Origin of the sequence: Microbacterium aurantiacum (assembly GCF_031625015.1) — a bacterium.
GTDB lineage: Bacteria > Actinomycetota > Actinomycetes > Actinomycetales > Microbacteriaceae > Microbacterium > Microbacterium aurantiacum.
The window spans coordinates 558,676-577,701 of record NZ_JAHWXH010000002.1; the positions used below are offsets into that span (position 1 = coordinate 558,676).

General features: G+C 68.9%; 20 protein-coding genes, 1 tRNA gene and 1 other RNA gene. 7 read left to right on the forward strand and 15 right to left on the reverse strand.

The window, feature by feature from the left end:
- Positions 1-62 precede the first annotated feature (62 nt).
- The 8 genes from KZC50_RS12330 to KZC50_RS12365 all read right to left on the reverse strand — a co-directional run bounded on the left by KZC50_RS12330 (position 63) and on the right by KZC50_RS12365 (position 8,417).
- Entirely contained in the window at positions 63-425 is a 363-nt protein-coding gene (locus KZC50_RS12330) for a bacitracin resistance protein (RefSeq protein WP_310891861.1), read from the reverse strand.
- The gene (locus tag KZC50_RS12335; protein WP_310891862.1) at positions 425-904 is read right to left on the reverse strand and encodes a DNA polymerase III subunit gamma/tau; all 480 of its coding nucleotides are present in this window, start codon (positions 902-904) and stop codon (positions 425-427) included. The genes KZC50_RS12330 and KZC50_RS12335 overlap by 1 nt, the downstream gene beginning before the upstream one ends.
- A gap of 96 nt (positions 905-1,000) precedes the next feature.
- Positions 1,001-2,026, reverse strand: a complete 1,026-nt coding sequence (gene ilvC, locus KZC50_RS12340; protein ID WP_301132927.1) for a ketol-acid reductoisomerase — start codon at positions 2,024-2,026, stop codon at positions 1,001-1,003.
- Between the two features lie 82 nt (positions 2,027-2,108).
- A complete protein-coding gene (gene ilvN, locus KZC50_RS12345; protein ID WP_301132929.1) occupies positions 2,109-2,618 on the reverse strand; it encodes an acetolactate synthase small subunit in 510 nt (169 codons plus the stop codon).
- Position 2,619: 1 nt separating this feature from the next.
- The gene (locus KZC50_RS12350; protein ID WP_310891863.1) at positions 2,620-4,425 is read right to left on the reverse strand and encodes an acetolactate synthase large subunit; all 1,806 of its coding nucleotides are present in this window, start codon (positions 4,423-4,425) and stop codon (positions 2,620-2,622) included.
- A 42-nt stretch (positions 4,426-4,467) separates the two neighbouring features.
- Positions 4,468-6,171, reverse strand: a complete 1,704-nt coding sequence (gene ilvD, locus KZC50_RS12355; protein WP_053548373.1) for a dihydroxy-acid dehydratase — start codon at positions 6,169-6,171, stop codon at positions 4,468-4,470.
- Positions 6,172-6,180: 9 nt separating this feature from the next.
- Positions 6,181-6,954, reverse strand: coding sequence for a trehalose-phosphatase (gene otsB / locus KZC50_RS12360; RefSeq protein WP_310891864.1), 774 nt, complete (start codon positions 6,952-6,954; stop codon positions 6,181-6,183).
- Positions 6,951-8,417: an alpha,alpha-trehalose-phosphate synthase (UDP-forming) gene (locus KZC50_RS12365; protein WP_310891865.1), complete on the reverse strand. Its 1,467-nt coding sequence runs from the start codon at positions 8,415-8,417 to the stop codon at positions 6,951-6,953. Before KZC50_RS12365 ends, otsB begins: the two co-directional genes overlap by 4 nt.
- A gap of 132 nt (positions 8,418-8,549) precedes the next feature.
- On the opposite strand from KZC50_RS12365, the gene KZC50_RS12370 reads away from it, so the two are divergent.
- Positions 8,550-8,801 carry a hypothetical protein gene (locus tag KZC50_RS12370; protein ID WP_301132936.1) on the forward strand — a complete coding sequence of 84 codons (252 nt, stop codon included), beginning with the start codon at positions 8,550-8,552 and terminating at the stop codon, positions 8,799-8,801.
- A gap of 13 nt (positions 8,802-8,814) precedes the next feature.
- On the opposite strand, the gene KZC50_RS12375 is transcribed toward KZC50_RS12370, so the two are convergent.
- From KZC50_RS12375 to KZC50_RS12385, 3 genes are read right to left on the reverse strand one after another with little or no spacing between them, the layout of a single operon-like run.
- Complete coding sequence (locus KZC50_RS12375) at positions 8,815-9,999, reverse strand: acetyl-CoA C-acetyltransferase (protein WP_310891866.1); 1,185 nt, start codon at positions 9,997-9,999, stop codon at positions 8,815-8,817.
- On the reverse strand, positions 9,996-10,652 hold the full coding sequence (locus tag KZC50_RS12380) for a CoA transferase subunit B (protein WP_197273004.1): 657 nt from the start codon (positions 10,650-10,652) through the stop codon (positions 9,996-9,998). The genes KZC50_RS12375 and KZC50_RS12380 overlap by 4 nt, the downstream gene beginning before the upstream one ends.
- 2 nt (positions 10,653-10,654) lie before the next feature.
- The gene (locus KZC50_RS12385; RefSeq protein ID WP_310891867.1) at positions 10,655-11,434 is read right to left on the reverse strand and encodes a CoA transferase subunit A; all 780 of its coding nucleotides are present in this window, start codon (positions 11,432-11,434) and stop codon (positions 10,655-10,657) included.
- 126 nt (positions 11,435-11,560) lie between these two features.
- On the opposite strand from KZC50_RS12385, the gene KZC50_RS12390 reads away from it, so the two are divergent.
- Positions 11,561-12,346, forward strand: a complete 786-nt coding sequence (locus KZC50_RS12390; RefSeq protein WP_053548379.1) for an IclR family transcriptional regulator — start codon at positions 11,561-11,563, stop codon at positions 12,344-12,346.
- A 14-nt stretch (positions 12,347-12,360) separates the two neighbouring features.
- On the opposite strand, the gene KZC50_RS12395 is transcribed toward KZC50_RS12390, so the two are convergent.
- Together KZC50_RS12395 and KZC50_RS12400 are read right to left on the reverse strand one after the other, a co-directional pair.
- Positions 12,361-13,287: an alpha/beta hydrolase gene (locus KZC50_RS12395; protein ID WP_310891868.1), complete on the reverse strand. Its 927-nt coding sequence runs from the start codon at positions 13,285-13,287 to the stop codon at positions 12,361-12,363.
- Between the two features lie 73 nt (positions 13,288-13,360).
- Positions 13,361-13,436 (reverse strand) — tRNA-Lys (locus tag KZC50_RS12400).
- 104 nt (positions 13,437-13,540) lie between these two features.
- Between KZC50_RS12400 and KZC50_RS12405 the strand changes: the two genes are divergently transcribed.
- The 3 genes from KZC50_RS12405 to KZC50_RS12415 are packed head-to-tail and all read left to right on the forward strand — an operon-like array spanning position 13,541 to position 15,574.
- The gene (locus KZC50_RS12405) at positions 13,541-14,368 is read left to right on the forward strand and encodes an inositol monophosphatase family protein (RefSeq protein WP_310891869.1); all 828 of its coding nucleotides are present in this window, start codon (positions 13,541-13,543) and stop codon (positions 14,366-14,368) included.
- A gap of 33 nt (positions 14,369-14,401) precedes the next feature.
- Positions 14,402-14,992, forward strand: a complete 591-nt coding sequence (locus KZC50_RS12410; RefSeq protein WP_053548381.1) for a hypothetical protein — start codon at positions 14,402-14,404, stop codon at positions 14,990-14,992.
- 42 nt (positions 14,993-15,034) lie between these two features.
- Complete coding sequence (locus KZC50_RS12415; RefSeq protein WP_053548382.1) at positions 15,035-15,574, forward strand: YaeQ family protein; 540 nt, start codon at positions 15,035-15,037, stop codon at positions 15,572-15,574.
- Positions 15,575-15,582: 8 nt separating this feature from the next.
- On the opposite strand, the gene KZC50_RS12420 is transcribed toward KZC50_RS12415, so the two are convergent.
- Positions 15,583-16,560, reverse strand: a complete 978-nt coding sequence (locus tag KZC50_RS12420) for a zinc-binding dehydrogenase (protein WP_310891870.1) — start codon at positions 16,558-16,560, stop codon at positions 15,583-15,585.
- A gap of 94 nt (positions 16,561-16,654) precedes the next feature.
- On the opposite strand from KZC50_RS12420, the gene KZC50_RS12425 reads away from it, so the two are divergent.
- Together KZC50_RS12425 and KZC50_RS12430 are read left to right on the forward strand one after the other, a co-directional pair.
- Positions 16,655-17,977, forward strand: coding sequence for a flavin monoamine oxidase family protein (locus KZC50_RS12425; protein WP_310891871.1), 1,323 nt, complete (start codon positions 16,655-16,657; stop codon positions 17,975-17,977).
- Between the two features lie 41 nt (positions 17,978-18,018).
- The gene (locus tag KZC50_RS12430; RefSeq protein WP_310891872.1) at positions 18,019-18,528 is read left to right on the forward strand and encodes a 2'-5' RNA ligase family protein; all 510 of its coding nucleotides are present in this window, start codon (positions 18,019-18,021) and stop codon (positions 18,526-18,528) included.
- Positions 18,529-18,637: 109 nt separating this feature from the next.
- Here the strand turns inward: KZC50_RS12430 and ssrA are convergent.
- Positions 18,638-19,009: a transfer-messenger RNA gene (ssrA, locus tag KZC50_RS12435) on the reverse strand.
- Positions 19,010-19,026: the final 17 nt, after the last annotated feature.

Sequence of the window (19,026 nt, forward strand, 5' to 3'; positions counted from 1 at the left end):
GCGCGCGGCGGGCCGCCAGCAAGCCTAGCGCGGGCCCGCGCCTCGCCCGCACGTGTGACGGATCAGCTGAGGAGCGACGAGGTGTTCAGCGAGACGTAGGACAGGATGTTGAGCCAGAACACCGCGACCAGCGCGAGCCCGACCAGCATGATCAGCGCGAGCTCATGGGCGCGCCGGCGGAAACCGAGGGCGAACGCGACCGACCACACGAGGACGGGGAAGACCGCGGCGAAGAGCCAGACGAACCACCCGAGGGCGTTGAGGCTGAAGCCCGCCTCGCTGTAGAACGCCACGGTCTGGATCAGATTGCCCACCGCGCTCCAGACGGCGTAGGCGAAGAAGAGCCCCGCGGCCGCGGCGATCGCGACGATGAGCCACAGGGCGGCGTGGGGCCGCGCCTGCGTCGGCGGTGCGGTTTCGGTCATCACACGGGTCCGATCGTGAGGAAAGGCCAGGGAACGAGGATGAGCGCCCCCGCGAGCAGCCATGCGAACCGCGCCCATCGGGGTGCGGTTCGGGTGAGGAGGACCACCGCGCCGAACCAGAGCGCCGGCGCCGCAACGGCGAGAGCCGTGCTGACGACGAGCATCGCGTCGGGCGTGATGCGCTCCTGCAGCCGGAGCCCGCCGAGCAGCCAGCCGATGGCATAGAGCAGATACACCCCACCCAGTACACCGACGGCGACCAGCGCCGCGTTCCCCGCACGCCCGACTGACGCCTCGTGTTCCGCCGCGGACGGGGACGATGGGGACGGTGCCTCCGAGGGGTCCGTCGCCCCGCCGCTGCCACGACCGACCGCAGTGTATCCGGGAGGAAGCGCCGGGGACGCCTCCGAGCCGACGTCCAGTGTGGGATCGTCGTCCCCCGACCAGCTCAGGGCGTCGTCGTCGGCTTTCGCGTTCACCCGCTCAGCCTAACGCGGCGACGAAGAAGGCTCCCGCCCCTGGATGCGGGGGCGGGAGCCGGAGTCGCCGGACGTGTGTGCCGGACGTATGGGCGGTCAGCGCGCCGCGCTGCCCTCGGTGTAGTCGGAGTCCTGCTGCTTCCAGGCGAAGAGCGCCCGAAGGTCCTTGCCGACCTCCTCGATCGGGTGCTGCGCGGCCTTCGCGCGCAGCTCCTGGAACTCCACGGCGCCGTTGTCCTGGTCGCCGATGAAACGCTCCGCGAACGCACCCGACTGGATGTCGGCCAGGACCGCCTGCATGTTCTCCTTGACGCGGGGGTCGATCACGCGCGGGCCCGAGACGTAGTCGCCGTACTCGGCGGTGTCCGAGACGCTCCAACGCTGCTTCGCGATGCCGCCCTCCCACATGAGGTCCACGATCAGCTTCAGCTCGTGCAGCACCTCGAAGTACGCGATCTGCGGCTGGTAGCCCGCCTCGGTCAGGGTCTCGAACCCGTACTGGACGAGCTGGGACACGCCACCGCAGAGGACGGCCTGCTCGCCGAACAGGTCGGTCTCGGTCTCCTCGGTGAAGGTGGTCTTGATGACGCCGGCGCGGGTGCCGCCGATCGCCTTGGCGTACGACTTCGCCAGGTCCCACGCGGTGCCGGAGGCGTCCTGCTCGACCGCGATGATGTCCGGGATGCCGCGACCGGCGACGTACTCGCGACGAACGGTGTGCCCCGGGGCCTTCGGGGCGACGAGGATCACGTCCACGCCCTCCGGCGCCTGGATGTACCCGAAGCGGATGTTGAAGCCGTGAGCGAAGGCGAGAGCCTTGCCCGCGGTGAGGTGGGGCTTGATCTCGTGGTTGTAGATTCCGCGCTGGTGCTGGTCCGGCGCCAGGATCATGATGAGGTCGGCCCAGGCCGCGGCGTCCGACACGGACAGGACACGGAAGCCGTCCTCCTCCGCCTTCGGCGCGGACTTCGAGCCGTCCTTGAGTGCGATGACGACCTCGACGCCCGAGTCCCGGAGGTTCTGAGCGTGCGCGTGGCCCTGCGAGCCGTAGCCGACGATCGCGACCTTCTTGCTCTGGATCAGCGCCAGGTCGGCGTCGTCGTCGTAGAAGATTTCAGCCATCTTCGTGGTTCTCCTTGTATCGAGAGTTGGTCGTTTGATCGCGCCGCACCCGCCCAACGACCCTGGGGCGAGGCGGCGTGGGTCACCCGCGCAGGACGCGTTCGGTGATGCTTTTGCCACCGCGGCCGATGGCCAGCAGCCCGGACTGGGCGAGCTCCTTGATGCCGAAGGGTTCGACCGCCCGCAGGAACGCGTCGATCTTCCCCTTGTCGCCCGTCACCTCGACCACGACCGCGTCTGGCGCGTAGTCCACGATGTGGGCGCGGAAGAGGTTCACGACCTCGAGGACGTTGGACCGGTTCGCGTTGTCGGCCCGCACCTTGACGAGCATGTGCTCGCGCTGGACGGATGCCGTGGCGTCGAGCTCGACGATCTTGATGACGTTCACGAGCTTGTTCAGCTGCTTCGTCACCTGCTCGAGGGGCAGCTGGTCGACGTCGACCACGACGGTGATCCGCGACAGTCCCGGCACCTCGGTCACACCGACCGCCAGTGACTCGATGTTGAAGCCGCGCCGGGCGAACAGACCCGCCACGCGGGTCAGCAGACCGGGCTTGTCCTCGACGAGGAGACTCAGAACGTGGCTGGGCATCTCAGTCCTCCTGCTCGCCGAAGGCGGGCGAGTGGTCGCGGGCGTACTGCACGTAGCTGTTGCTGACGCCCTGCGGCACCATCGGCCACACCATCGCGTCCGCACTCACGACGAAGTCGATGACGACGGGACGGTCGTTGGTCTCCAGAGCCGTCTTGATCGCGGCGTCCACGTCCTCCTCCTTCTCCACGCGGATCGCGAGGCATCCGTAGGCCTCGGCGAGCTTGACGAAGTCGGGGATGCGGATCGAGCCGTGTCCGGTGTTGAGGTTCGTGTGCGAGTAGCGACCGTCGTAGAAGAGCGTCTGCCACTGGCGCACCATGCCGAGCGAGGAGTTGTTGATGATCGCGACCTTGATCGGGATGTTGTTGATCGCGCAGGTCGCGAGCTCCTGATTGGTCATCTGGAAGCACCCGTCGCCGTCGATCGCCCAGACCGTGCGTTCCGGTTCGGCGACCTTCGCCCCCATCGCGGCGGGAACGGCGTAGCCCATCGTTCCGGCTCCGCCGGAGTTCAGCCAGGCGTTCGGACGCTCGTACTTGATGAACTGGGCCGCCCACATCTGGTGCTGACCCACGCCGGCGGCGTACACGCCCTCGGGCCCGGTGAGCTCGCCGATCCGCTGGATCACGTACTGGGGTGCCAGGAGACCGTCGGAGGTGGGTGCGTATCCGAGGGGGAACTCCGATCGCAATCCGTCCAGGAACGACCACCACTCCGAGATGTCCGGGCGTGCGCCGTCGATCGCACCGCGGAAGGCGGCGTCGAGATCGACCAGGACATCCTTGAGGTCACCGACGATCGGCACGTCGGCGGTTCGGATCTTGGAGATCTCCGCGGGGTCGATGTCGACGTGGATGACCTTGGCGTGGGGAGCGAACAGGGCGGCCTTCCCGGTGACGCGGTCATCGAACCGGGCGCCGAGGGTGATGAGCAGGTCCGCTTCCTGAAGGGCCAGGACCGCGGGTACGGTCCCGTGCATCCCGGGCATGCCGAGGTGCTGTTCGTGCGAGTCGGGGAACGCGCCCCGCGCCATCAGCGTGGTGACCACCGGAGCGCCGGTGGACTCGGCGAGGGACAGCAACTCCTCGGACGCCCGGGCGCGGATGATGCCGCCGCCGACGTAGAGGACCGGCTTCTTCGCTTCCGCGATGAGTTGCGCGGCGGCCTGGATCTGCTTGCCGTGCGCCTTGGTGACGGGGCGGTAGCCGGGCAGGTCGATCTTGGGTGGCCACACGAAGGGCGCCTCGGCCTGCTGGGCGTCTTTCGTGATGTCCACGAGCACCGGTCCGGGACGCCCTGTCGAGGCCACCTCGAACGCCGCGGCGATGGCGCCGGGGATGTCCTGCGCGTCCTTGACGAGGAAGGAGTGCTTGGTGATCGGCATCGTGATGCCGACGATGTCCGCCTCCTGGAAGGCGTCCGTTCCCATCAACGTCGAGAACACCTGTCCGGTGATGCAGACGAGCGGGACGGAGTCCATGTACGCATCGGCGATCGCCGTCACGAGGTTCGTGGCACCGGGGCCGGAGGTCGCGATGGCGACCCCGATCTTGTTGGACGCCGCGGCGTAGCCTTCCGCGGCGTGGCCGGCCCCCTGCTCATGGCGCACGAGGATGTGGCGGATCTCCGAAGTGTCCATCAGGGGGTCGTACACCGGCAGGATCGCGCCGCCCGGGAGACCGAACACGTCGGTCACACCGAGCAGTTCGAGCGAGCGGACGACCGCCTGTGCGCCGGTGAGCACGGGCGCGGACGCGGTGCGGGCGGGGGGCCGGGGAAGGGCCGTTGCTGTTTCGGCGGGCATGGTGATGATTCCTCGATACGAGATGGGTGGAGTGTGGGGCCGTCAGCCCGTGACCGCGCCCTCCGCAGCGGAGCGCACGAGACGGGAGTACTTGGCCAGGACGCCACGGGTATAGCGCGGGGGCAACGGCTCCCAGCCGTCGCGGCGGGAGTCGAGCTCTGCATCGTCGACGAGTAGGTCGAGAGTGCGAGCAGCGATATCGACCCGTATCAGATCACCATCGCGCACGAAGGCGATGGGACCAGCGTCCACCGCTTCGGGTGCTATGTGGCCGATGCACAGGCCGGTTGTGCCGCCCGAGAATCTGCCGTCCGTCAAGAGTAGTACATCTTTTCCGAGGCCGGCGCCCTTGATGGCGGCGGTGATGGCGAGCATCTCGCGCATTCCCGGCCCACCCTTGGGGCCTTCGTAGCGGATCACGATCACGTCGCCCTTTGTGATCTCGCCCGCCTCGAGTGCGTCCATCGCCGAGCGCTCGCGCTCGAACACCCGGGCCGGTCCCTCGAATACGGAGGCGTCGAACCCGGCGGTCTTCACGACGGCGCCTTCGGGAGCGAGCGATCCGTGCAGGATCGTGATGCCGCCCGTGGCGTGGATCGGGTCGTCCAAGCGGTGGATGACCTTGCCGTCGATCGGCTCGGGGGCGAGATCCTTCAGGTTCTCGGCGAGGGTCTTGCCCGTCACGGTCAGCGCGTCACCGTGCAGGAGACCCTCGTCGAGCATCGCCTTCATCACGACGGGGATGCCACCGTGGCGGTCGACGTCGTTCATCACGAACTGACCGAACGGCTTCATGTCGGCGATGTGGGGCGTCTTGTCGCCGATCCGGTTGAAGTCGTGAAGGTCGAGGTCGACCTCCGCCTCCCGTGCGATGGCGAGCAGGTGGAGGACCGCGTTGGTCGAACCGCCCAACGCCATGACGAGCGCGATGGCGTTCTCGAACGCCTCCTTGGTCAGGATGTCCTTCGTGGTGATGCCCTGACGGAGGAGGTTCACCACCGCCTCGCCCGAGCGGTGCGCGTAGTAGTCACGTCTCCGATCGGCCGCCGGTGGCGCCGCCGAGCCCGGCAGGCTCAGCCCGAGCGCCTCACCCACGGAGGCCATCGTGTTCGCCGTGTACATGCCGCCACAGGCGCCTTCACCGGGAACGATCGCGCATTCGATGCGCTTGAGGTCGGCTTCGCTCATCTTGCCTGCGAGGCACGCCCCCACACCTTCGAACGAGTCGATGATCGTGACGTCCTTCTCGGTCCCGTCCGAGAGCTTGACCCACCCCGGCATCGTGGATCCGGCGTACAGGAACACGCTGGCGAGCCCGAGACGGGCGCTGGCCATCATCATCCCGGGGATCGACTTGTCGCATCCCGCGAGGAGAACGGTGCCGTCCAGCCGCTCCGCCATGATGACCGCTTCGACGGAATCGGCGATGACCTCACGCGACACCAGCGAGAAGTGCATCCCCTCGTGACCCATCGAGATGCCGTCCGACACCGAGATCGTCCCGAACTGCAGCGGGTAGCCACCCCCCGAGTGGACGCCTTCCTTGGCGCCCTGCGCGAGGCGATCGAGGCTGAGGTTGCACGGAGTGATCTCGTTCCAGCTGGACGCGATCCCGATCTGCGGCTTCTCCCAGTCGTCGTCGCCCATGCCGACGGCGCGAAGCATCCCGCGGGAGGTGGTGGCTTCGATGCCGTCGGTGACGACGCGGCTACGGGGCTTGATGTCGATGGGGTCCTGAGAGGGCATTCCCGAAGTCTATTGCGCGCGCGCAACCCGCTCCGTCGCGAGACGGACCAGGACGTCCGCGAGGGCATCGATGTCAGGCACCCGCAGCGTCGCCGCCGACTGCCGGTCACCGACGTGGATGCCGAGGTCATCGGCGGAGAGGCTGCGCAGGGCGTCTTCGTCGGTGACGTCGTCGCCGGCGAAGACGACCGCGTCCGCCCGCGTCCATGCGCGCAGTTCCGCGACCGCGCTGTCCTTGCCCTCGGAGCGGAAGGCGTACTCGACGATGTTGTGCCCCGTGCGGCGGCGCCAGTGGGGGGCCGCCTCGGCGACGAGGGCGTCCACCCGTCGCCGGGCGTCCTCTTCCGTCGCCCGGTCGGCGGAGCGGGTGTGGACCCCGAGACCGAAGGTCTTCGGCTCGATCCATACCCCTCGCATGCCCGTCGTCGCCGCTTCGGCGCGACGCTGGAGCTCCTCGCGCAGCGCACCGGCCGCCGCGTCCTCGGGATGGGTGACGACTCCCCGCTCAGGGCTCCAGAACTCTGCTCCGTGGGACCCGGCGAGGAAGATCCGCGAGGAGTCTTCATGCTCCGCGATGACGCGCAGATCCCGCAGACTCCGTCCGGAGACCAGCGCGACGGTGGTGCCAGGCGCCTCCACCAGCCGTTCCACCGCGGCGCGCGCGGAGGCGCTCATCCGCGCCGTCATCGGCTCATCCACCAGCGGCGAAAGCGTGCCGTCGAAATCAAGGGCGACGAGGAGGCGATCGACCGCGGTCACGGCCGTGAGGTCGACGGCGCTCATGACGCCTCCGGCGCGGTCGCGCCCTCGGTCTGCCGGTCGCCGCCCACGGCCGTGTGCCGGTGCTTCGCCGCGTCCAGGGCCGCGAGGAACGAGCGGGACCACTGCGCCACGTCGCTCTCGATGACCTTCTTGCGCAGCGATCGCATCCGCCTCCCCTGCTCCGCCGGGGGCATCTCGATCGCCCGGATGATCTGGTCCTTCATACCGTCGATGTCGTGCGGGTTGATCAGGAGTGCACTCGGCAGCTCATCCGCGGCTCCGGCGAACTCGCTCAGGACGAGCACGCCGCGATTGTCCGTGCGGGTGGCGACGTATTCCTTGGCGACGAGGTTCATCCCGTCGCGGAGCGCGGTGACGAGCATGACGTCGGCGGCCAGGAAGAGCGCCACCATCTCCTCCCTCGGATAGGCCTGATGGAGATAGCGGATGGCGGTGTGGTCGGTCGTGTCGAAATCCCCGTTGATGCGGCCCACGGTGAGTTCGATCTCATCGCGCAGCTGCATGTAGGACTCGACCCGCTCTCTGCTGGGGCTCGCGACCTGGACGAGGGTGACGTCCTCGACCGTCAGTCGGCCGTCCTGCAGGAGCTCTCCGAAGGCCTTCAAGCGGTGCCGGATGCCCTTGGTGTAGTCGAGCCTGTCCACGCCGAGGAGGATCCGCTTCGGATTGCCCAGCCCCTCCCGGATCTCGCGGGCCCGCCGCTGCACCTCGGGCCTGCGGGCCAGTTCGACATACGACTCCGCGTCGATGGAGATCGGGAAGGCCTTGGCCAGGGCGTTGCGGTACGAACCGTCCCCCAGCGGCACGGAGATCCCCGATGCCTTGGTCTGGTACCGCAGCTGACGACGGACGGCGCGGGCGAAGTTGCCGGCGTCGGCGACCCGCTGGAACCCGATGACGTCCGCCCCGAGGAGGCCCTCGAGCACCTGCCGACGCCAAGGCAGCTGGGAGTAGAGGCCGTGGGCGGGGAACGGGATGTGATGGAAGTAGCCGATGACCAGATCAGGTCGGAGCTCGCGCAGCATCTTCGGCACGAGCTGGAGCTGATAGTCCTGCACCCAGACCGTCGCCCCCTCGGCGGCCACCTCCGCGGCCGCCTCCGCGAATCGCCGGTTCACGCGGACGTAGGCGTCCCACCACACGCGGCGGTAGCGGGGCGCGGCGATGACGTCGTGATACAGCGGCCAGAACGTGTCATTCGACATGCCCTCGTAGTACTGCTCGACGTCCTGCGCCGAGAGTCGAACGGGAACGAGGAATGTGCCGTCGAATTCGAACGGCTCCAGCTCGAGGTCGGGTTTCCCCGCCCAACCGACCCACGCACCCTCCGACGCGCGCATGACAGGCTCGAGCGCGGTGACGAGGCCCCCGGGCGAGCGGCGCCATCCGTCATCCCCCTCTGCGCCGACGACGCGGTCGACGGGAAGACGATTGGCGACGACGACGAACTCGGCCTGGGTCACACGGGCTCCTGACACTCGAGCGGACGGAGATGTCAGGCTATCGCGCGGTCCACGGACGACCGGGCCCTTGACGCCTCGCGACAGCCCTGTCAAGGGCGACGGGTCGATGGTCGCGCACGCTAGCGTGTCGACATGCGCAAGTACCTCTTCGGCACCGGCATCATCACCGCGATCACCGGCGGGATGACCCTGCTCCGCTCGTTGCGCAGCGACGAGCCGTTCACCTGGCGCACTGCTCTGGCGTGGCTCAGCTGGGGCATCAGCCTTGCCCTGGCCATCGGTACCATCGTCGACACCCGGCGCGCGTCCCGGGGAAAGATCGTGCCGGATGACTCCCCGGTCAGCGGCAAGGCGCAGAAGATGTTCGAGAAGCGCCGCCGCTGAGTTCCCACCCGGCTCACCGGGTCAGGATCAGCGCGTCCCCCTGACCCCCGCCTCCGCACAGCGCGACGGCGGCGGCGCCGCCACCGCGGCGCACGAGCTCGTGTACAGCGTGAACGACGAGACGGTTGCCCGAGGCGCCGATGGGATGACCCAGGGCGATCCCTCCCCCTTGGGGGTTCACGCGATCGTCGTCGATCCCGAGGTCGTCTTGGGACTTCGCCACAACCGCGGCGAACGCCTCGTTGATCTCCACGATGTCCAGGTCCGTCGCCGTCATCCTCTGGCGACCGAGAGCCTGGGTGATCGCACGCGCGGGCTGGGCGTGCAGGGAATTGTCCGGGCCCGCGACCTGCCCCGCCGCGCCGACCGCCGCGAGGATCGGCCAGCCCTCTGCATCCGCATGCGCCCGGGTGGTGAGGACCACGGCCGACGCGCCGTCGGAGATCTGCGATGCGTTCCCCGCGGTGATGGTGCCGTCCGCCGCGAAAGCCGGGCGCAGCCGGGCAAGCGTGTCCACACTCGTGTCGGCGCGGATGCCCTCGTCTGCACGGATGACGAGCGGGTCGCCCTTTCGCTGGGGGATCTCGACGGCGATCATCTCGGCGTCGAAGAGCCCCGCTGCCGTCGCCTCGGCCGCGCGCTCATGCGAGCGTGCCGCGATCTCGTCCTGACGGGCCCGCGTGATCCCGAGCGGCAGGTTGTGCCGCTCGGTCGACGCGCCCATGCTCTCCCGGTCGAACGCGTCGGTGAGCCCGTCGTAGGCCATGTGGTCCAAGACCTCCACGGACCCGTACGACCAGCCTTGGCGCGAGCCCGTGAGCAGGTGCGGAGCCTGGGACATCGACTCCATGCCGGCGGCGACGACGACCCGCGCGTCACCGAGCCGGATCATGCGCGCGGCGTCGATGACGGCCGTGAGACCGGAGAGGCAGACCTTGTTGACGGATGCCGCGGGCACGTCCCACCCGATCCCCGCGCCGATCGCCGCCTGGCGCGCGGGGTTCTGCCCCGCACCGGCGGGCAGCACCTGCCCGACGAGGACCGCATCGACGATCTCGGGGTCCAGCCCTGCTTTCCCCAGCGCTCCGCGGATCGCGGCGCTGCCGAGCGCCGTCGAGCTCAGCGAGGAGAGCGCTCCCTTCAGGCGCCCCTGCGGGGTCCGGGCGGCGGCGACGATGACGACGTCTCGACTGTTCATGACTGCTGTTCTCCTTCGACGACCGCGACGGTCAATTCGGGTTCGGTGGCGGCGCGCACATCTTCGACGCTCACGCCGGGCGCGAGTTCGACGAGCACGAGACCCGTCTCGGTCACATCGATCACGGCGAGGTCCGTGATGATCCGATCGACGACGCCGCGACCGGTGAGGGGCAGGGAGCATTCGCGGACGATCTTCGGGGTCCCGTCCTTCGCGACGTGTTCCATGAGGACGATCACCTTGGCGGCCCCGTGCACGAGATCCATCGCTCCGCCCGGCCCCTTGACCATCTTCCCGGGGATCATCCAGTTGGCGAGGTCGCCGGCCGCCGATACCTGCATGGCGCCGAGGATCGCCGCGTCGATCTTGCCGCCGCGGATCATTCCGAAACTCATCGCCGAGTCGAAGAATGCCGAGCCGGGCAGGACCGTGACCGTCTCCTTGCCCGCGTTGATCAAGTCGGGGTCCACCGCGTCCTCCCCCGGGTAGGGACCGACGCCGAGGATGCCGTTCTCGGACTGCAGCACCACCGTCACCCCATCGGGGACGTAGTTCGGCACGAGCGTGGGCAGCCCGATGCCGAGGTTGACGTACGAGCCGTCGCCCAGTTCCCGGGCGGCACGGGCAGCCATCTCCTGACGCGTGAGTGCCATGCTCAGTTCCCCTCTCCGTCGACGGCGACAGTGCGCCTCTCGATGCGCTTCTCGATCGCCGGCCCCACCTCGACGATCCGGTGGACGTACACGCCGGGGAGGTGCACGGTGTCGGGGTCGATCTCCCCCGGCTCCACCAGTTCCTCGACCTGCACGATGCACACGCGGCCGGCCATCGCGGCGAGCGGATTGAAGTTCCGGGCCGCCTTGCGGAACACGAGGTTGCCGTGACGATCTCCGCGGAGAGCGTGGACCAGCGCGTAGTCCGTCACGATCGCCTCCTCCAGCACGTACTCACGAGGGATTCCGTCGGGGGCGAAGGAGCGGACGTCCTTCGCCGGGGAGGCGACGGCAACGCCGCCCGCGCCGTCGTAGCGGCGGGGCAGTCCGCCCTCGGCGACCTGGGTGCCGACCCCGGTCTGGGTGTAGAAGGCGGCGATCCCCGATCCCCCGGCCCGGAGCTTCTCCGCGAGAGTGCCCTGGGGCGTCAACTCGAGCTCGAGTTCCCCGGACAGGAACTGACGTTCGAACTCCTTGTTCTCCCCCACGTAGGACGACGTCATCTTCCGAATGCGGCGGTCCTTCAGCAGGATGCCGAGACCCCAATCGTCGACACCGCAGTTGTTCGACACGATCGCGAGCTCGCGCACTCCGCGCTCGTGCACCGCATCGATGAGGGACATCGGGTTGCCGGACAAGCCGAATCCGCCGACCGCGAGGGACGCGCCGTCGGGGATGTCGGCGACAGCGGACGCTGCCGATTCCCAAGTCTTGTCGATCACGCGAGAAGCTCCTTCGATCCGAAAAGGACGCCGCGCCGGCGCCTCCTCGACCATCGTCGTCCGCGACGGGCTGCACGGCGACCGGACGCTTGCGATGTGGACATCTGGTCGTCTAGCGTCCACGATGTGGACACTCCTCGCGCGATCCCCGGTGCGCAGGCGATCGCGCGCGCGGCCCTCCTCCTTCGTCTGGTGTCCGCGGCGGGGGTGGAAGGGCTCACGGTCTCCGCACTCGCGCGGCAGTCGGCCCTCACCCGTCCGACGACGCACCGTCTCCTCTCGGCGCTTCGGAAGGAGGGGCTCGTCGATCAAGACGAAGCCCGTGGCACATGGACCCCCGGCCCCGAGCTCTACCTCATGGGCGCCGCGGCCGCCGCACGGTATGACGTGACCGCGGTGGCCCGCGACATCGTGCGGTCCCTCGCTGTCCGCACCGAGGAGAGTGCCTTCCTCTCAGTCAGACGGGGCGACGAGACGGTGTGCCTGCTCCGGGAGGAGGGCAGCTTCCCGATCCGCTCCTTCGTGCTGTCGGAAGGGATTCGATTCCCTCTCGGCGTCGCCTCCGCGGGGCTCGCGATCCTCTCCTTCCTGCCGGCTCACGATATGGACGACTATCTCGACCGGCATCCGGAGCTGCCTGACCGCTGGGGCGCTGCCCATGCGCCGCACGATGTCCGCCGGCGCGTTCGCGAGACCCAGCTGCGCGGATACGCCGTGAACCCGGGGCTCATCGTGGAAGGAAGCTTCGGCCTCGGAGCGGCGGTGTTCAACCGAGACGGCCAGCCGCAGTGGGCGCTGAGTCTGACCGGCGTGCAGTTCCGCTTCGGTCCGGATCGCCTTCCCGAACTCGGCCGGACCCTCCTCGCGCATGCTCATCAGCTGACCACCCGGATCGCCGCAGCGCGGTCCTGACCGGGCGGCGGGGTCTACCGTTCGGACATCCGCGTGATCGCCTGGGCGGCGACCGATCCCACCACGCGTGCGCCGGCGGGCGCCATGATGATCGTGTAGTGGTTGACCCCGAGGACCGCGGTGTGCGCGATCCCCGGGTAGTGCGCCAGAAGTCGACTGAGGTACCCGGGGGCGTAGAGGCCCGGGGGCTCGTCCCGATACCCGCGCGGGGCCGTCAACAGAGTGGTCGGGTGGCGGAGGGCGGCGAGAGCGGCGGGCACAGCCTCCCCCATGTTGCTGTCCAACGTGTCCTCGATCATCACGCGATAGCTCGTCACCGGGCGGAGAGCCCCGTGACCGTCATCGACGAGGTCGTATCGGAGGTAGCGCTCGAGTTCCTCCGACCAGTGACCGCAGAACGCGGGATGACCGCGCCAGAACTCCAGGTACTCCTCATCGTCGGCGAAGCGCATCGACAGTCGCGCCGCTGTGGGCCCCAGGAGACCGGAAACGAGAGCATCGGGATCGGCGTCCCGGGGCAGATCCAGTGGGAGACCTCCGTCGATGAGGACGAGACGCGAAACGCGGTCCGGGTGCCGGTGGGCGAGCACGACGGCGACGAAGGCGCCCATCGAGTGCGCGATCACCGGCACCCGGTCGATGTCCAAGGCATCCAGGACGAGGGCGAGGTCGTCCGCGTGCACGGCCATCCCCGCGCGTCCGTCGACGTGCTCGCTCCGACCGCGGCCGCGCAGGTCCGGTGCGACGAGCCGGACACCCGGGAGCTGGGAGACGACGAACGACCACGCGAGGTGAGACGCGGTGATCCCGTGGACGAGCAACGCCGTGGGCGCATCGACGAGGTCGTCTACCGGATCCCACACCGCGACGGTGAGCGTACCGCCGGGAACGGCGACCTCGACCGTGCGATGACGGTGGGTCCGAGTGTCGTGGATGCTCACCGAAGCAACCGTACCCGCCCGGAGACGACATGAGGGCCTCGCCGAAGCGAAGCCCTCATGCCCTTCCCGTGTGTGGTGCACCCCCAGGGACTTGAACCCTGAACCCACTGATTAAGAGTCAGTTGCTCTGCCGATTGAGCTAGAGGTGCGTGGATCCGATCGGAAAACCGACGTCTCGAACCGAGGGTCAACACTAGCATCACGATCCCGTCACGCGGAAATCGAGCACCGAGTCCGCGGGTATCCTGAAGCGGTGACGTCTGCTCCCCCGCCCTCCTCCTTCGACGCGGAGTTCTCCGGGGACCTGACCGCCGATCTCGCGTTCGCGCTTGCGCTGGCGGATGCCGCGGACGCGGTGTCGATGACGCGGTTCGACGCTCCCGACCTCGAGGTGAGCACGAAAGCCGACAGCAGCCACGTCACGGAGGCCGACCTCGCCACCGAGCGCGCGCTGCGGGAGCGGATCGAAGCCGGGCGGCCCGGTGACGGGATCTTCGGCGAGGAGTACGGCACGACGGGCTCGAGCGAGCGTCGATGGATCATCGACCCCATCGACGGGACGGCGAACTATCTGAAGGGCATCCCGATGTGGGCGACGCTCATCGCCCTCGCCGTGGACGGCGTCCCCCGGGTCGGCGTGGTGAGCCAGCCCGCGCTCGGGCGACGCTGGTGGGGCGCCACGGGCCTCGGCGCGTGGACGCGTTCCGCGGACGGACGAGAGCGCGCCCTGCGCGTGTCGAGCGTGGACGACATCGCGACGTCGAGCGTCAGCTTCCAGAGCATCGGCCAGTGGCGCGACGCCGGCAGGGAGGCGGAGCTCGACCGCCTCACGCGAGCGGTGTGGCGTGACCGAGGGTACGGCGACGCATGGCCCTTCATGCTCCTGGCCGAGGGCCGCCTCGAACTCGTCGCCGAGTTCGGCGTCAAGGAGTACGACATCGCCGCGCACGTCCCGATCATCCGGGAAGCCGGTGGACGGGTGACCTCCTTCGACGGAGAGGACGATCTCGCCGCCCGCTCCGTCCTCGCCACCAACGGCATCCTCCACGCGTCGTTCCTCGACCTGCTCCACAGCCCCTGACCGCTTCCGACAATCCCCGCCGGAGACTCCCCCATGATCCCGCCTCGCGTCCGCTGGACCGCCGCGCTCCTCGCTCTTCCCCTCGCCCTGGCCGCGACATCGTGCGCGCCCCAGGAGCCGGAGCCCTCAGCACAGCCGACCCCGTCCGCGTCGGCTCCGGTGATCGCCGAGCCCGAACCGGAGCAGTCCGTGGAACCGGGAGCCGATGCAGAGGTCGACCCCACCTGCGAGACCATCATCGCCACTTCGATCGTCACCGAGTTCGAGCGGATCGGCTGGACCTCGCGTGAGGAACCCTTCTACGTCGGATCGACAGAGCTCGAGGACGGACTCCGTTGCATGTGGGCGGACTTCGATGCACCCGCCAGCGACAACCTGCAGATCTTCGGCTGGTCGCCCATCGACGAGCAGGCCACCAGATCCGCGCAGACCGAGCTGGTGGGGCAGGGCTGGATCCGGGAGGAAGCGGCAGAAGGCGTCTACGTCACCGAGAACCCCGAGACGATCATCGCCCCGGACGAGAACGGTTACGGCATCACCTACTTGTTCGGGGACGGCTGGGTCACCGTTGCGGACACGAAGCAGGGACTCGTCCTCATCGAATGGCCCCCTCCGGCATCCTGAGCCGCCGCGACAGGCGTCGCGCATCGCCTATCCTCGATCTCCATGGCCGCCGGCGCGACGATGTACTCCTTCCAGGTCACCCTGGCCGACGTCGATCGCGGGATCTATGAGGACCTGGCGCTGCGCGTCGCGCGACATCCCTCCGAGACGGGCGCCTTCATGCTCACGCGCTTGCTGGCCTACTGCCTCGAATACACCGACGGCATCGTCTTCAGCGACGGGATCTCCGCTGCGGGTGAGCCGGCGGTGTACGCGAAGGACGCGACCGGGGCTCTCGTGATCTGGGTCGAAGTGGGAGCCCCCGATGCGGCCCGTCTGCACGACGGATCCCTGCGTTCGCCGCGGGTCGCGGTCTACACCCACCGGGATCCCGCCAAGGTCGCCGCCCCCTGGTCGGGCAAGCGCATCCATCGGAGCGAGGAGATCTCGCTGCACAGTTTCGACCCCGGATTCATCGACCGAGCGACAGAGGCGCTCGAGCGACGCACCGTCGTCTCGGTCTCCCGCGTCGAAGACACCCTCTACCTCGAACTGAACGGGTGGCAGGGCCAGAGCGCGCTGCACGCCCAGCGCGTGTCCTGACCTTCGGGTCAGAACCGCAGCAGGACCTTCCCCGCGCGGCCCGCCCGCGCGTTGGCGCGGACAGCGTCGGCGATCTCCGCGGCGGGGAAGATCTCCTCCACGGGCAGCGACACCTCACCCGAGGAGATCCGGGTGACGAGTTCGCCCATCAGACGCGTCCTCGTGGCGGTGTCCATGTCCTTGCTGACCCGGCTGCCCCAGAAACCGCGCACCGTGAGCTGCCGGAAGATGATGTCGCCGGTGGGGAGGGACAGATTCGGCTCACCCATGGACCCGAAGACCACGAGGGTCCCCGCGTCGCTCAGGAGCGAGACCAGGTCTCCCGCCGCCTGACCGCCGACCGAATCCACTGCGGCCCGCACCGTCGCGCCGCCGATGATCTCGGCCGCGCGTTCCTGCCAGTCGGCGGAATCTGTGGCGACGACATCTGCGATTCCGGCCGCAGTCAGCTCATCGACGGCGGCGGATCGGCGGACGAGGCCGAGGACACGGATACCGCGGGCCGCCGCGAAGGGGACGACCAGCCGTCCGACCGCGCCGTTGGCGGCGTTCTGGACGATCCAATCGCCCTCCTCCGCACCGAGGGAATCGACGAGACTGAGCGCGCTGAACGGCATCGAGATCCACTGCGCCGCGGTCTCGTCGGACACCTCGTCCGGAACGGGGACGAGCGCTGCGGCACGGGCGATGAACGACTCCGCCCACACGCCGAACGCTCCGGCGGAGGACACCCGCTGGCCGACGCGAAGCCCCTGGACGTCGGGACCGACGGCGTCGATCACCCCGACTGCCTCCGTCCCCGATCGGGCCGGAAGTTCCGGCCGGTACCCGTAGGTGCCGCGGACAGTCCACAGATCATGGTTGTGGATCGCCGCCAACGCGGTACGGACCCGGACCTCTCCGGGGCCCGGCTCGTCGGTCTCCTGCTCCACCAGGGTCAGGACGTCGGCGGGTTCTCCGAAGGTGTGGTGCATGAGTGCTCGCATGCGGGGCACAGCGCGTGCGCGGTCCCCCGTATTCCCGCCCCTGCGCGGAGGACGACGGTAGGGTCGGATCCACGGCGGCGCGGCAGGAGGCGACATGGATCGGTTCGACACGATCATCGTCGGCGCGGGAATCTCGGGTCTGGCGGCCGCACGACTTCTCCGCGGCGAAGGCCGGCGCACCGTCGTTCTCGAAGCGCGGGATCGGATCGGTGGGCGGGTCCACACCGATCGCACCGACGGATGGGTGACGGATCTCGGCGCGTCGTGGATCCACGGGATCACGGACTCGCCCGTCGCAGCGGCGGCGACCGCCTTCGGCATGCCGATGCGGGAGTTCACGGTCGGGGGCTACCAGCCGGACAGCCGTCCGATCGCCTACTTCGGCCCCGATGGTGCGCGTCTGAGTGCCGAGGAGACCCGGCGGCATATCGCCGACATTCGCCGCATCGATGCGGACCTCGTCGGCATCATCGCCCGATCCGAGCCGCGCGCGTCCTATCGCGACGTCACCGACCAGGCCCTCGCCGCTCAGGGGTGGGACGCGGAGAGGACCCAGCGGGTCCGGGAGTACTTCGAACACCGGAGCGAGGAGCAGTACGGCGCCCGGATCGACGACCTCGCCGCGCACGGGCTCGATGACGACGCCATCGAGGGCGACGAGGTGGTCTTTCCCGGGGGCTACGACGTGCTCGCGCAACGGCTGGCCGACGGAGTCGACGTGCGGCTCGAGGAGGTCGTCCGCGAGGTGCATTGGAACGGCGACGGCGTCACCGCCGTGACGGACGCCGGCGCCTGGCACGCGCGCTCGGCGGTGGTGACCGTCCCGGTCGGCGTCCTCGCCTCTGGCGACCTGACGATCTCACCCGCGCTCCCCGACCCCGTCGCCGGAGCACTTTCACGTTTGAGGATGAACGCGTTCGAGAAGGTCTTCCTCCGGTTCCCTGTCCGGTTCTGGGATGCGGACGTCTATGCTCTCCGCGCTCAGGGTCCCGCCGCGCAGTGGTGGCACTCGTGGTACGACCTCACCGACCTCCACGGTGAGCCGACGCTCCTCACCTTCGCGGCGGGACCGGCCGGGGTCGGCATCCGCGATCTCTCCGACAGGGAGGTCGGCGAAGCGGCAGCGGGACCGCTCCGACGCCTGTACCCGGGCGGCTATGTCGACCCGATCCATGTGCGGGTCACCCGGTGGTGGGAGGATCCTTTCGCACGCGGCTCGTACGCCTATATGCGGGTGGGGTCGACCACCGCCGACCACGACGACCTCGCCACGCCCGTGGGCGACGTGCTGCACCTGGCCGGCGAGGCGACCTGGACGGATGACCCTGCGACGGTCACCGCCGCGCTGTGCTCGGGACATCGGGCGGCGGAGCGGGTGCTGGGGAGGTTCGTGCCGATCGAGTCGCTGTGGGCCTAGCACCGGAGACCTCCCCCGATCGACCTGCTCCTCCGCGCGTCGTGACTCTGGAACTCCTCCTCGACGCGGCGTCCGAGGCGTCCATCCGCGACGACTGGGAACGGCTGCGAGCGGGCGGCCACTCGTCACTCGCGGCATCCACCGCCGCGGCGAACCGTCCCCACATCACCGCCGTCGTGCGGGCGGATCTCCCTGTCCCGGATCTGACCCCGATCGTCAGCATCCTGCCGCTGGAGATTCGGCTGCTCGCGCCCATCGTGTTCTCGCACTCGGATGAGGCCCGTCGCGGAGTCCTCGTTCGACCGATCCGCCTGACGCCCGAGCTCGATGCGCTGCACCGGAGGCTTCACGCGATCTGCGGACCGGGCGGGGATCTGCCGCACACCGCCCCGGGCGCATGGACGCCGCATGTCACCCTCGCGCGCCGCCTCATCCTCTCGCAGATCCCGGAGGCGACCGCCCGTCTCGCGCCTGCTTACGACGGGTCGATCGTCGGCGTGCGACGGTGGGATGCGGCCCGGCGCGAGTCGAGGATCCTGTGGAACTCATGACGGATCCAACCGCCTCGACAGCGGCGCCAGACCGTGTCTCACGGAGACGATGAAGGCCCGGCATCCGCGTGGTATCGCGGAAACCGGGCCTTCACCGTTGTGACAGCGGTCGTGGAGATGGGGGGAATCGAACCCCCGTCCATCGCTTTTGAACTGCGTCTTCTCCGGGCGCAGTCTGTGAAGACGTTCTGCTCGGCCCCGACATTCAGCACAGACACACAAGTCGACGGGCCCAGCCTGGAAAGAGTCCCGCGTGACGTCCAGACGCCATCACGCAGCAAGATCCCTAGATGACGCCAGTACCCGTGACGGGATCACTCACGGACTGACGGACTCGAGCTCGCTGCTTAGGCAGCGAGGGCGAAGTCGGACTGCTTCTTTTCGGCAGTTATTGTTTTCGCAGGGAGCGTTGACGAGATAACCCTGCATCCTCGGCCCGCTTCCCGCAGCGTCACGAGCGATGTCGAAACCGATCATCCCCGAGCGCCGTTCGGCAAG

Excerpts from the sequence above, each read along its gene's own strand:
- KZC50_RS12420 (WP_310891870.1), bottom strand. The coding sequence starts at position 16,560 with ATGCGAGCACTCATGCACCACACCTTCGGAGAACCCGCCGACGTCCTG.
- ilvC (WP_301132927.1), bottom strand. The coding sequence starts at position 2,026 with ATGGCTGAAATCTTCTACGACGACGACGCCGACCTGGCGCTGATCCAG.
- KZC50_RS12425 (WP_310891871.1), top strand. The coding sequence starts at position 16,655 with ATGGATCGGTTCGACACGATCATCGTCGGCGCGGGAATCTCGGGTCTG.
- KZC50_RS12370 (WP_301132936.1), top strand. The coding sequence starts at position 8,550 with ATGCGCAAGTACCTCTTCGGCACCGGCATCATCACCGCGATCACCGGC.
- KZC50_RS12375 (WP_310891866.1), bottom strand. The coding sequence starts at position 9,999 with ATGAACAGTCGAGACGTCGTCATCGTCGCCGCCGCCCGGACCCCGCAG.
- KZC50_RS12415 (WP_053548382.1), top strand. The coding sequence starts at position 15,035 with ATGGCCGCCGGCGCGACGATGTACTCCTTCCAGGTCACCCTGGCCGAC.
- otsB (WP_310891864.1), bottom strand. The coding sequence starts at position 6,954 with ATGAGCGCCGTCGACCTCACGGCCGTGACCGCGGTCGATCGCCTCCTC.
- ilvD (WP_053548373.1), bottom strand. The coding sequence starts at position 6,171 with ATGCCCTCTCAGGACCCCATCGACATCAAGCCCCGTAGCCGCGTCGTC.
- KZC50_RS12330 (WP_310891861.1), bottom strand. The coding sequence starts at position 425 with ATGACCGAAACCGCACCGCCGACGCAGGCGCGGCCCCACGCCGCCCTG.
- KZC50_RS12410 (WP_053548381.1), top strand. The coding sequence starts at position 14,402 with ATGATCCCGCCTCGCGTCCGCTGGACCGCCGCGCTCCTCGCTCTTCCC.
- KZC50_RS12350 (WP_310891863.1), bottom strand. The coding sequence starts at position 4,425 with ATGCCCGCCGAAACAGCAACGGCCCTTCCCCGGCCCCCCGCCCGCACC.
- KZC50_RS12380 (WP_197273004.1), bottom strand. The coding sequence starts at position 10,652 with ATGGCACTCACGCGTCAGGAGATGGCTGCCCGTGCCGCCCGGGAACTG.
- ilvN (WP_301132929.1), bottom strand. The coding sequence starts at position 2,618 with ATGCCCAGCCACGTTCTGAGTCTCCTCGTCGAGGACAAGCCCGGTCTG.